This is a genomic window from Pseudomonas sp. JV449, from assembly GCF_032424295.1.
GTDB lineage: Bacteria > Pseudomonadota > Gammaproteobacteria > Pseudomonadales > Pseudomonadaceae > Aquipseudomonas > Aquipseudomonas marginalis.
This window is the reverse complement of the sequence record NZ_VYKD01000014.1, coordinates 283,571-296,635: the sequence shown is the minus strand read 5'-3', so window position 1 is coordinate 296,635 and position 13,065 is coordinate 283,571. Positions and strand designations below refer to the sequence as shown.

6 protein-coding genes and 1 pseudogene are annotated in these 13,065 nt (G+C 63.3%); 5 read left to right on the top strand and 2 right to left on the bottom strand.

Translation table 11 applies throughout. The features are described from left to right. The first annotated feature begins 8 nt into the window (after positions 1–8). Both F6S08_RS13885 and F6S08_RS13880 read left to right on the top strand, forming a co-directional pair. A complete protein-coding gene (locus F6S08_RS13885; protein ID WP_027608468.1) occupies positions 9–1,076 on the top strand; it encodes a branched-chain amino acid ABC transporter permease in 1,068 nt (355 codons plus the stop codon). A 28-nt stretch (positions 1,077–1,104) separates the two neighbouring features. Next, on the top strand, positions 1,105–2,436 hold the full coding sequence (locus F6S08_RS13880) for an ABC transporter substrate-binding protein (RefSeq protein WP_315871745.1): 1,332 nt from the start codon (positions 1,105–1,107) through the stop codon (positions 2,434–2,436). A 674-nt stretch (positions 2,437–3,110) separates the two neighbouring features. On the opposite strand, the gene nirD is transcribed toward F6S08_RS13880, so the two are convergent. Both nirD and nirB read right to left on the bottom strand, forming a co-directional pair. Next, positions 3,111–3,473, bottom strand: coding sequence for a nitrite reductase small subunit NirD (nirD, locus tag F6S08_RS13875; protein WP_065948265.1), 363 nt, complete (start codon positions 3,471–3,473; stop codon positions 3,111–3,113). Beyond that, positions 3,473–6,016: a nitrite reductase large subunit NirB gene (nirB, locus tag F6S08_RS13870; RefSeq protein ID WP_315871744.1), complete on the bottom strand. Its 2,544-nt coding sequence runs from the start codon at positions 6,014–6,016 to the stop codon at positions 3,473–3,475. Before nirB ends, nirD begins: the two co-directional genes overlap by 1 nt. Before the next feature lie 694 nt (positions 6,017–6,710). Here nirB and F6S08_RS13865 point away from each other — a divergent pair. The 3 genes and pseudogenes from F6S08_RS13865 (at position 6,711) to F6S08_RS31400 (ending at position 12,809) form a co-directional block, all read left to right on the top strand. Continuing rightward, a complete protein-coding gene (locus F6S08_RS13865) occupies positions 6,711–10,718 on the top strand; it encodes a bifunctional nitrate reductase/sulfite reductase flavoprotein subunit alpha (RefSeq protein ID WP_315871743.1) in 4,008 nt (1,335 codons plus the stop codon). Positions 10,719–10,856: 138 nt separating this feature from the next. After that, positions 10,857–11,954, top strand: a pseudogene (locus F6S08_RS31405) (cache domain-containing protein); the annotation flags it as partial. Between the two features lie 87 nt (positions 11,955–12,041). Further along, positions 12,042–12,809, top strand: coding sequence for a methyl-accepting chemotaxis protein (locus F6S08_RS31400; protein ID WP_370737674.1), 768 nt, complete (start codon positions 12,042–12,044; stop codon positions 12,807–12,809). The last annotated feature ends 256 nt before the right edge of the window (positions 12,810–13,065 follow it).

Sequence of the window (13,065 nt, the reverse complement as noted above, 5' to 3'; positions counted from 1 at the left end):
ATGCCTGCATGTTGTATCAAGAAGTCGGTCAAATCAGCACCTCCTACGCGGCCGAGCGCCGCACCTTTCGCCTGCGCCAGGACCGCGTCGCGCTGTGGCTGCTACTGGGCGTGGCGTTTTTTGCGGTGCCCTGGCTGGGCAATGACTACTGGTTCAGCGCAATCCTGGTGCCGCTGCTGGTGCTGTCGCTGGCCGGGCTTGGGCTCAACCTGCTGACGGGCTACGCCGGGCAACTTTCACTCGGCTCGGCGGCGTTCATGGCGGTGGGCGCGTTTGCCGCCTACAACCTGCAGTTGCGGGTGCCCGGCCTGCCGCTGCTGGTGAGCTTTGCCCTGGGTGGCGTGATCGCCGCCGCGGTGGCGGTGTTCTTCGGCTTGCCGAGCCTGCGCATCAAGGGCTTTTACCTGCTGGTGGCGACCCTGGCCGCGCAGTTCGTGGTGGAGTGGGTGCTCACCCGCTTCAGCTGGTTTACCAACGACAACGCCTCGGGCGTGATCACCTCACCGCCGCTGCTGATTGCCGGGCTGGATTTCAGTTCACCGCGTGGCCGCTACGTGCTGACGCTGGCCGTGGTGGTGACGCTGTTCTGGCTGGGCAAGAACCTGGTGCGCAGCGAACTGGGCCGCAACTGGATGGCAGTGCGCGACATGGACACCGCCGCTGCCGTCATCGGCATTCGCCTGTTGAAGGCCAAGCTGCTGGCGTTTGCCATCAGCGGCTTCTATCTGGGCATCGCCGGTTCACTGTGGGCGTTCGCCTACCTGGGCACGGTCGAGCCCCACGGCTTTGACCTGAGCCGCTCGTTCCAGGTGCTGTTCATCATCATTATCGGCGGCCTGGGCAGCGTGCTCGGCAACGTCCTTGGCGCGGCATTCATCGTGTTGTTCCCGATCCTGCTGGCCAATCTCTTCGCGCTGTTGCCCGCTGGACTGATGGATGCCGGACAGCTGGAGAACATCCAGAAGATGCTGTTTGGCGCGCTGATCATCGCGTTTTTGATCAAGGAACCGGAGGGGCTGGCCCGTCTGTGGCAGCGCTTTCGTCAACGGGCCAGGGTTTGGCCGCTGCGTTACTGAACTCAATAACCCCCCAGGAATGACCTCCATGACACACCGCTTATCGCTGCGCCGCCTGGCCTTGGGCCTGGCCCTGATCACCGCCGGGCTCACGGCCGGCGCCCAGGCTGCCAACGAACAATACTTCCCGTTGCAGAGCTACCGGGTCGGCCCGTACGCCGCCGGCGGCACCGGTTTCTTCGGGGGCTTTATCGACTACCTGCAATACATCAATGCCAAGGGCGGGGTGAACGGCGTCAAGCTGACCTGGAGCGAGTGCGAGACCGAGTACGTGGTGGAAAAAGGCGTCGAATGCTACGAGCGCCTCAAGGGTGGGCTCAACGGTGCACCGGCCGCCGCCACCAACCCGCTGTCAGTCGGCATCGCCTATGCCACCCTGGACCGCTCCACCGCCGACAAGCTGCCGCTGATCACCATCAACCATGGCCGCACCGACTCTACCGACGGCAGCGTGTTCCCCTACGTGTTCCCGCTGCAGCTCACCCCCTATTCGGAAGTCTCGGCGATCATCAACTACATCGGCCAACGCGAAGGCGGCGCCGACAAGCTCAAGGGCAAGAAAATCGCCGTGCTCTACCACGGCTCGCCCTACGGCAAGGAAACCAACGGCGTGCTCGAAACCCTGGCGAAAAACGCCGGCTTCGAACTGACCCTGCTGGAAGTGCCGCACCCCGGCAACGAGCAGCAATCGCAGTGGCTGAACATCCGGCGTCTCAAGCCTGACTGGGTGATCCTGCGCGGATGGGGTGTGATGAACCCGGTGGCGCTCAAGTCCGCGCAGAAAGTCGGCTACCCGGCCGATCACATCATCGGCAATATCTGGAGCAACTCCGAAGAAGACGTGGTACCGGCCGGTGCCGCCGCCAAAGGCTTTATCTCGATCACCACCCACCCGTCGGGCACCGACTTCCCGGTGCTGCAAGGTATCCAGCAAAGCGTGGTAGACGCCGGCAAGGGCAACCTGGCCGACCCCAAGCGTTTCGGCACCGTGTATTACAACCTGGGCGTGGTCAACGGCATCCTCAACGTCGAAGCGCTGCGCCTGGCCCAGGAAAAATACGGGCAAAAACCACTGACCGGCGAGCAGGTACGCTGGGGCTTCGAACACCTGAACCTCGACGACGCACGCCTGCAGGCGCTGGGCGCCAAGGGCCTGGTGCAACCGCTGAAACTCTCCTGCGCCGACCACGAAGGCGGCGGCGCCGTACGCTTCCAGCAATGGGACGGCCAGCGCTGGAACCTGATCAGCGACTGGGTACAAGCCGACCGCGCCTTGCTGCGGCCTATCATCGAAGCCTCGGCGGCGCAGTACGCCAAGGAGAAAGGCATCACGCCACGGGATTGCCGCAAAGAGCAGTAAAACGACCCAACTGTGGGAGGGGGCTTGCTCCCGATGGCGGTGGATCAGCTAATGAATATGTTGGCTGACACACTGCCATCGGGAGCAAGCCCCTCCCACATTTAGACCGAGGTGTGTCAGCTCATGCCTACTTCCAACAAGCAACTTTTGGCAGCCGACCATGCGACTGAAGTCTGCCGGATGTAAACAGCTCAACTGTGGGAGGGGGCTTGCTCCCGATGGCGGTGGATCAACTAATGAATCAGTTGACTGACGCTCTGCTATCGGGAGCAAGCCCCCTCCCACATTCAGACCGAGGTGTGTCAGCCCATGCCTACTTCCAACACGCGACTTTTGGCAGCCGCCTATGCGACCGAAATCTGCCGGATGTAAACAGCTCAACTGTGGGAGGGGGCTTGCTCCCGATGGTGGTGGGTCAGCTAGTGAATCTGTTGGCTGACACACTGCTATCGGGAGCAAGCCCCCTCCCACATTCAGACCGAGGTGTGTCAGCCCATGCCTACTTCCAACACACGACTTTTGGCTACCGCCCATGCGACCGAAATCTGCCGGATGTAAACAGCTCAACTGTGGGAGGGGGCTTGCTCCCGATAGCGGAGTGTCAGTCAACTGATTCATTAGCTGATCCACCGTCATCGGGAGCAAGCCCCCTCCCACATTCAGACCGAGGCGTGTCAGCCCAGACCTATTTCCACCACTCCAGCATTCAACCGCACCGGCCATACCCGCAAACGCTGGTGCGGTGCCTCCAGGCATTGGCCGTCTTCCAAACGGTAATGCTGCTTATAGATCGGCGCGGCCACCACCAGGTCGCCCTTGATGCTGCCGACCAGCCCGCGTCCGATCACATTCGCGCCGGATTCCGGGTCGTGGTTGTCGATGGCGTACAGCGTCTGGTCCCGGGCGCCGGGCAGGTAGAACAGCGCGACTTGGGCGCCGTCCAGCCACACCACGACGCCGGAATTACTCACCAGGTCGGTCTCGTTGCACACGCTTTTCCAGGTGGCAAGGTTGCGCTGCGTGTTGGACTGGCTCATCAGGCAAGCTCCTCGGTGACGGCAATCAGGTTGAGTTCGGCGGCCATGATCGGCCGACGCTGGCCGCGTTCCTGGACAAAGTGGATGTCCGGGTCGGGGCGTTTGTCGTTGACGAAGGTGCGGAAGCGCTTGAGTTTTTCCGGGTCCTTGAGGGCGTTGGCCCACTCGCATTCATAGCGGTCGACCACCCGTTGCATCTGCGCTTCGAGCTCGGCGCCCAGGCCCAGGCTGTCGTGCAGGATCACGTCCTTGAGGAAATCCAGGCCGCCTTCCAGGCTTTCGCGCCAGACCGAGGTGCGTTGCAATTTGTCGGCGGTGCGGATGTAGAACATCAGGAAGCGGTCGATGTACTGGATCAGCGTGGCGTCATCCAGGTCGGTGGCGAACAGTTCGGCGTGGCGTGGGCGCATGCCGCCGTTGCCGGCGATGTAGAGGTTCCAGCCCTTCTCGGTGGCGATCACGCCCACGTCCTTGCTCTGGGCTTCGGCGCATTCGCGGGTGCAGCCGGATACCGCGAACTTGAGCTTGTGCGGCGAACGCAGGCCCTTGTAGCGGTCCTCGATCAGCAGCGCCATTTTCACGCTGTCCTGCACACCGTAGCGGCACCAGGTGCTGCCCACACAGGACTTCACCGTGCGCGTGGATTTGCCGTAGGCGTGGCCGGTTTCAAACCCGGCCGCGATCAGCTCGGCCCAGATGTCCGGCAGCTCGTGCAGTTGCGCGCCAAACAGGTCGATGCGCTGGCCGCCGGTGATCTTGGTGTAGAGGTCGTATTTCTTCGCCACTTCGCCAATCACGATCAACTTGTCGGCGGTGATCTCGCCGCCCGGAATACGCGGCACCACCGAGTAGGTGCCGTTTTTCTGCATGTTGGCCATGAAGGTATCGTTGGTGTCCTGCAACGGCACCAGGGACGCGTCCATGATCGGCTGGTTCCAGCACGAGGCCAGGATCGACCCCACCGCCGGTTTGCACACATCGCAGCCGGTGTGGCCACGGCCGTGTCTGGCCAGCAGTTCTTCGAAGGTGGTCACCCCTTCCACGCGCACCAGGGCATACAACTCCTGGCGGGTATAGGCGAAGTGTTCGCACAGGCTCTTGTCGACGCTGACGCCACGGGCAATCAGCTCGTGCTCGAACACCTGCTTGAGCAACCCGGCACACCCACCGCAACCGGTGCAGGCCTTGGTCTGCGACTTGAGCAGGCCGAGGTCGCTGCACCCGCCGTCGATGGCCGAGCAGATCGCGCCCTTGTTGACGTTGTGGCACGAGCACACCGTGGCCGAGTCCGGCAAGGCGCCTGGGCCGAGGGTCGGTGCGCCGCTGGACGATGGCAGGATCAGGCTGGCCGGTTCGGCCGGCAGCGCGATGCTGTTCTGCATGTATTGCAGCAAGGTGTCGTAGTAGCTGTTGTCGCCGACCAGCACCGCGCCGATCACGTGTTTGCCGCTCGCATCCACCACCAGGCGTCGATAGCTGGCGCTCGCCTCGTCGATGAACTGGTAGCTGCGCGCACCCGGTGTGTGGGCGTGGGCGTCGCCGATGGAGCCCACGTCCACGCCCAGCAGCTTGAGCTTGGTGGACATGTCGGCGCCGACAAAGGGCTCAGCGCTGTGCTCGCACAACAGCGCGGCGACGCCACGAGCCATTTGGTAACCCGGCGCAACCAGGCCGAACAGGCTGCCGTTCCAGGAGGCGCATTCGCCAATCGCGTAGATATTGGGATCGCAGCTCAAGCACTCGTCGTTGATCACCACGCCGCCGCGCGGGCCAATCTCCAGGCCGGCCTGGCGAGCCAGGGCATCCTGGGCGCGGATCCCGGCGGAGAACACGATCAGGTCGGTCTCCAGGAACTCGTCATTGGCAAAGTTCATGCGGTAGCGGTACTGCTCGCCGACACTGATCGATTGGGTGGCGCGGGACAGATGCACACCGACGCCCAGCCGCTCGATCTGGGCCTTGAGCGCAAGGCCGCCGAAATCATCCAGTTGCACTGGCATCAGGCGCGGCGCGAATTCCACCACATGGGCTTCCAGGCCCAGGCTTTTCAGGGCGTTGGCGGCTTCCAGGCCGAGCAGGCCACCGCCCACCACCACACCACGGCGCGCATTGGCGGCAGCGGCACGGATGGCGTCGAGGTCTTCGAGGGTGCGATACACCAGGCGCGAGTCGCCTTCGGCGCCCTCGATCGGCGGCACGAACGGATAGGAACCGGTGGCCAGCACCAGCTTGTCGTAGCCCACGCAGCCCTGGGCGGTGATCACTTCACAGCGTTCGCGATCGATCTCCAGCACCGGTACACCCAGGTGCAGGGTGACACCCGGCGTCTGGTACAACGCGGCGTCGGACAACGCCAGGGACTCGGCATCGCGGCCGGTGAAATACTCGGAAAGATGCACGCGGTCATAGGCACGCATCGGCTCTTCGCTGAACACGTGCAACCGGTAGTGATCCAGCGCGCCGCGTTCGATCAATTGCTCCACGCAATGGTGGCCGACCATGCCATTGCCGACGACGATCAGGGTTTTCATCTGTTTGTTCATAGCAAGCACCCGACAACGTTCATCACGGTTTAAAAAGCAAAAAAAAACGCCTGAAACCTTGCGGTTCCAGGCGCCTTTGCCTGTTCTTATGCGGGATCGGATCGGCGACTGCGCCGGATCTACCGCTTTATGCCCCTGTTGTCGATCGTCGTTGACCGAGGTGGGTTGAGGGGGGAGCTTGCAGGGTCTGTGCCAATTGGTCGCGAGCCTTACTGCGACGCCTTCTAGCGGCACTCATCGAGTCTGAATGCTCACTTCAGCGCCTCCAACTGGTGCATCCCGCGACAAAAAAGTGCATTCCCGGATAAAAATCAAAGGGTCACAGAAGAGCGGGCTTATTGTGGTGAGCGGGCTTGCCCCGCGCTGGGTGGCGAAGCCGCCCCATCACTGCCACAGCTTACTTCCTGTAAGGACTGAGGCGCCTGGGTTTAGGGCTGCTACGCAGCCCAGCGCGGGGCAAGCCCGCTCACCACAGCAAGCCCACTCACCACTGTAAGCCCACTCACCACAACAAGCTGGCTTGCCACAATTTGCCCATGCTTAAGAAATTGGCGCGTGACTTGCTAGGAACACACACAGAGCAGTCAACGCTGATTGCCCATTCACGACAAAGGCGCCGTGCAATCCCCGTTTCCAACGGAGGGTTGCAGGGCGCTTTTTTGTTGGCGGGCAGAAAAAGTTTCGAGGGTGACGGATGGCAAACCAAAGCGTACGCAGTGTGTGTCCCTATTGTGGTGTGGGCTGCGGCATCATCATGCAGGTCGAGCACAATAAGGTGGTCAAGGTCATCGGTGACAAGGCCCACCCCACCAACTTCGGCCGCCTGTGCACCAAAGGCACCACCTGCGGGCAGGCCATCGCCGAGTCCGGGCGGATGGAAAACGCCTACCTGCGCGAGAAGCGTGACCACGACCCGGTGCGCATCGCCATGGACACCGCCATCAGCGAAACCGCCGGGCGCCTGCGCGGCATCCTCGACAGCCACGGGCCGGATGCCCTGTCCTTTTACGTCTCCGGGCAAATGTCCCTGGAAGCCCAGTACCTGATCAATAAACTGGCCAAGGGCTTTGTGCGCACCAACAACGTCGAGTCCAACTCGCGGCTGTGCATGGCCAGCGCCGGCAGCGGCTACAAGCTTTCCCTCGGTTCCGATGGGCCGCCGGGCTCCTATGAAGACTTCGACCGCGCCGACCTGTTCTTCGTGATCGGCGCCAATATGGCCGACTGTCACCCGATCCTGTTCCTGCGCATGATGGACCGGGTCAAGGCCGGGGCGAAGCTGATCGTGGTCGATCCACGGCGCAGCGCCACCGCCGACAAAGCCGACCTGTACCTGCCGATCAAACCGGGCACCGACCTCGCCCTGCTCAATGGCCTGTTGCACCTGCTGGTCAAGAACGGCCACACCGACCCGGCCTTTATTGCCGCGTTCACCGAGGGCTGGGAGGCCATGCCCGGCTTTCTCGAGGACTACCCGCCACACACGGTCGCCGAGATCACCGGCCTGGCCGAAGCGGATATCCGCCAGGCTGCCGACTGGATAGGCGCGGCTGCCGAGTGGATGAGCTGCTGGACCATGGGCCTCAACCAAAGCACCCACGGCACCTGGAACACCAACGCCCTGTGCAACCTGCACCTGGCCACCGGCGCCATCTGCCGCCCCGGCAGCGGGCCGTTTTCCCTCACTGGCCAACCCAATGCCATGGGCGGCCGTGAGATGGGCTACATGGGCCCGGGCCTGCCGGGGCAGCGCTCGGTGCTGGTAGAAGCCGACCGCGCATTTATCGAAGACCTCTGGCAGATCCCCCCAGGCAGCCTGCCGCGCCAGGTCGGCGGCGGCACCGTGGCGCTGTTCGAGCAGATGAGCGCCGGGCAGATCAAGGCCTGCTGGATCATCTGCACCAACCCGGTGGCCAGCGCGCCCAATCGCCGCAAGGTGATCGAAGGCCTGCAAGCCGCCGAACTGGTGATCACCCAGGACGCCTTCCTCGACACCGAGACCAACCGCTACGCCGACATCCTGCTGCCCGGTGCGCTGTGGGCCGAGGCCGAAGGGGTGATGATCAACTCCGAGCGCAACCTGACCCTGATGCAAAAAGCCGTCGAACCACCGGGCCAGACCTTGCCCGACTGGCAGATCATCGCCAGGGTCGCGAGTGAAATGGGCTTTGCCGAAGCCTTCACCTATGCCAGCGCCGCCGAGGTCTTCGACGAGATCAAGCGCGCCTGGAACCCCAAGACCGGCTATGACATTCGCGGCGCCAGCCATCAACGGCTGCGCGCGCAACCGCTGCAATGGCCCTGCGCTTCAGACGCGGGCGCCGACCGCAACCCGATCCGCTACCTGAATACAGGCACGCTCAGATTCGCCACCGACAACGGCAAGGGCCAGTTCCTCGCGCGCCCGCATAGGCCGCCGGCGGAGATGCCCGACGCTGCCTTCCCGTTCGTACTCAACACCGGCCGTTTGCAACACCAGTGGCACACCCTGACCAAGACCGGCAAGGTCGCCACCCTGAACAAACTCAACCCCGGCCCCTTCGTCGAACTGCACCCTGAAGACGCCGCCAGCCTCGGCATCAAGGACAAGGACCGCGTGGAAGTGCGCTCCCAGCGCGGGCGTGCCGTGCTGCCTGCGGTGGTCACCGACCGCGTGCGCCCGGGCAATTGTTTTGCGCCCTTCCACTGGAACGATGTGTTTGGCGAACACCTGGCGATCAACGCGGTGACCAACGACGCGGTCGATCCGATTTCCCTGCAGCCCGAGTTCAAGTTCTGTGCCGTGGCCTTGGCCCGAGTCGAGTTGATCGATCATCAGTTTCTCGATAGGCCGGCCACCAATGACCTTTCCCCCTTAGCAGAGGACCTCGCCATGTCGCGCCTCGACGCCTTCGCCGATATTGCCGGCATCCGCAACGTGCCGGCCCCCTCATTGAGCGACAGCGAACGCACTTACCTCGCAGGTTTCCTCAGCGGCCTGCGCTCCGACGCCGGGCGCCAGGCAGCCGGTGTACCGGTGATGCCAAGCCATGCGCCGCTGGCCAGGGACACCCGACTGTGGCTCGACGGTTTGCTCGGCGGGCTGTTCAGCCGTGCAGAAGCCAGCGCCGTCGCAGCACCGCCCTCCCCGGCCGTTACCCTGTTATGGGCCTCGCAGACCGGTAACGCCGAAGCCCTCGCCGAGCGATTCGCCAAGCGCTTGCGCGACGCGGGCATCAGCGTGGAGCTCAGCGCAATGGCAAATTTCCCGGCCAGCAAACTGGCGAGCACACAAAACCTCGCGCTGATCAGCAGCACCTTCGGCGATGGCGACCCGCCCGACAACGGCGAAGGCTTCTGGCACAGCCTCAGCACCGTCGAGATCCGCCTGGAGTCGCTGCGCTTTGCGGTGCTGGCCTTGGGTGATCCGAATTACGACCAGTTCTGCAAGCACGGCCAGCGACTCGACCAGCGCTTGCTGGAGTTGGGCGCCACCCGCCTGCTTGAACGCGTCGACTGCGACACCGAATTCGAAGAGCGCGCCGATGCGTGGCTGGCCCGGTTCCAACAGACCCTCCACCCGGCAAAGCCCGTAGCCCCGGTAACGCCCGCCACACCCGCAGGCAAAACCAAACTGCATGGCTCACGGCTGCTGCTCAACCGGCACCTGAACCCACAGAGCGCCCACAAGGAAACCCGCCAGTTCGCCTTGGACCTGACCGACTCCGGGCTGAGTTATGAAGCCGGTGATGCCCTGGGCGTCATGCCGCGCAACTGCCCGGAATTGGTCAGCGAACTGCTCGACCTGACGCGCCTGGATCCCGCTGCCAGCGTGAACATCGACACCTTCGGCGATGTACCGCTGCACCAGGCACTGACCCAGCGTTTCGAAATTGCCCGGCCCAGCAGCGACACCCTGGCCTTTATTGCCGAGCGCAGCACCAACCCAGGCCTCAAGCAACTGCTGAACCCTGAGCGCAAAGCCGAATTGCAAGGCTGGCTGTGGGGCCGACAACTGGTGGATGTGCTGCACGAATACCCCATCGATTGCTCGGCGGACGAACTGCTCGGCACCCTCAAACGCCTGCAACCGCGCTTGTATTCAATCGCCTCCAGCGCCAAGGCCTACCCGCAGGAAGTGCACCTCACCGTGGCCGCCGTGCGCTATGGCAAGCGCAAGGGCGTATCCTCGACCTTCCTCGCCGACCGCGCCGCAGACAGCGAGGTGCCGTTGTTCGTGCAGCCGTCCAAGCACTTCCGCACACCGGCCGACGGCGACGTGCCGATGATCATGATCGGCCCCGGCACCGGTGTGGCGCCGTTCCGCGCGTTTTTGCAGGAACGTCGGGCCCAGGGACACCAAGGCCGCAACTGGCTGTTCTTCGGCGAGCAGCACGCGGCCAGCGACTTCTATTATCAGGATGAACTGCAAGGCATGCAGCGCGACGGCCTGCTCACCCACCTGAGCCTGGCGTTCTCCCGTGACCAGGCGCAAAAGATCTACGTACAGGACCGCCTCCACGAACAGGGGGCCGAGCTGTGGCGCTGGTTGCAGGACGGCGCCAAGCTGTATATCTGCGGGGACGCCAGCCATATGGCCAAGGACGTCGACCAGGCATTGCGCCAGGTCGCGCAAACCCACGGCGGGCTTGGTGTTGAGGGCGCCGTGGAGTACTGGCGCCAGTTGAGCGAACAGAAGCGCTATCTGCGTGATGTCTACTGATTGGATACAGAACAATAAGCACTTTGTATTGTGTACAAAAAACCCTAAAGATTTACCGGCATCGGGCCGAAACAGCGGTGATAGCAAATCGCCGCGCTCTTTTTCCGGAGCGAGACGATTTGACCGCCCTCTACGCTGATGGTCGTCTCGATGAAAATAAAAAATAAGCTGGTACTGGCATTTGTCTCGGTTGCGTTTATCCCGGTAAGCCTGGTGGCGGTCATCTCCGTGATGAACACACGGACCCAGGCCGTTGACCAATTTATCGACGGCAGCACCCGGGAAATCCGCCAGATCGATGGCAATATCCGCCAGTTCTTCGACGGCACGCTGCAGAACGTCGATCAAATGGCCATGGATCCTGTGTACACCTCCGTGGAAACGCTGAAGAACTACCAGCCCGCCGACGCCGCCAGCCAACCGATGCCAGCAGCGGCACAAGCGGTCATCGAGCGCTTTGCGCGCTTTGGCGCCACGCACCCGGCAGCCGCCATCCTCTCCATCGGCCTGGAAGACGGTACCTACGCCAAATGGCCGGATGACCCGCAGCTGGCCAAGTACGACCCACGCACGCGCCCCTGGTACAAGGCCGCGATGGCCAGCCCCGGCAAGACCGTGCGCACGCCGGCTTACTACTACGACAAAGACGATGTGGCGCTGGTGGGCACTGCCCGGGCGTTGCTGGATAACGCCGGCAAAGCCAAGGGCGTGTTCGTGGTCAGCGTGTCGCTGAAGAACCTCACCGAACTGGTCAAGAGCATCAAGCTCGGCGAAAGCGGCTACGTGATGCTGATCGAAGACGGCGTGGTGCTGGTCGACCCGCGCGACGCCGCCCACAGTTTCAAGCCGCTCAAGGACCTGGGCGCCGCCTATGCGCACCTGGCCGAGACGTCCCAGGGTTCTACCGAGGTGGAAATCAACGGCGTGCGCTACATGGCCAACGTGTGGACCTCTCCCGGCCTGGGCTGGCGCTATATCGGCCTGATCGAGCACCGCGAAGTCATGGCTGAAGCCACGCGCATGACCTACCTCACAGCGGTCATCGTCGGCGTGCTGGTGCTGATCTTCGGCGTGCTTGCGGCGGCGTTTTCCAAGGTGATCGTCAAGCCCATCGGCCAGGTCAGCAGCGGCTTGCAGTCGATTGCCGAGGGCGAAGGCGACCTGCGTCACGCACTGCAGGTGCAGGGCAAGGATGAAACCGCCGAACTGGCCGGCTGGTTCAACAAGTTCCTGGCCGCGATTCGCCAATTGATCCAGCACATCGGCGCGGCCTCGGCCAATTTGCACAACGCCTCCAAGGTCAACAGCGAAGTCGCACATAACATGAACGAAGCCGCCGGGCGCCAGCGCGAGGCGGTGGAACTGGTGTCCACCGCGTTCAACGAAATGGTCGCCACTGCCAACGAAGTCGCGCGTTCATGCAGCAGTGCGGCAGAGTCGGCGGAGAACGGCCATCGCCGGGTGGCCGAGGGCAAGCAACAGATCGAAGTCACCACCGATAACGTCAACCGCCTGGGCCGCCGCTTGACCGAGTCGTCCGACGCCATGGTCGAACTCGAAGCCGGCAGCCGCAGCATCAACCAGATCATCGGCACCATTCGCGCGATTGCCGAACAGACCAACCTGCTGGCACTCAATGCCGCCATCGAGGCCGCCCGTGCCGGCGACCAGGGCCGTGGTTTTGCCGTGGTCGCCGACGAGGTGCGCGCGTTGGCCAAGCGCACCTCCGACTCCACCGGCGAGATCGAGCACCTGCTCGGCACCCTGGAAAACAAGACCCAGGAAGTCACGCAAAAAATGGGCAGTTGCCTGGACCTGTCACGGGCCAGTGTGTCGTCCATCGAAAGCGCGCGCGACAGCTTTGAAGGCATCCAGCTGTCGGTCAACGAGATCCGCGACCAGAACCTGCAAATCTCCGCCGCCGCCGAGGAGCAACACAGTGTGGCCGAAGAGATCAACCGGCATATCCAGCAGATCTACGACGAGGCGCGCCTGGTGGAAAGCCTGGCCAACTCGGCGCAGGACGACTCGGGGCGCCTGTCAAATCTGTCGGATGAGTTGAATGGCCTGGTGGGGCGCTTCAAGTCCTGATGATTGTCGCCACCTGATCATCCGCCTCCTCCCGTAGCAGCTGCCGAGCGCAAGCGAGGCTGCGTCGGACGCACTGCCGATTCAAGCCCGAGCCGCGACCGACGCAGCCTCGCCAAGGCTCGACAGCTGCTACGAATACCAACCCCTCAAGGCCTCACCCCCGTAGCAGCTGCCGAGCGCAAGCGAGGCTGCGTCGGACGCACTGCCGATTCAAGCCCGAGCCGCGACCGACGCAGCCTCGCCAAGGCTCGACAGC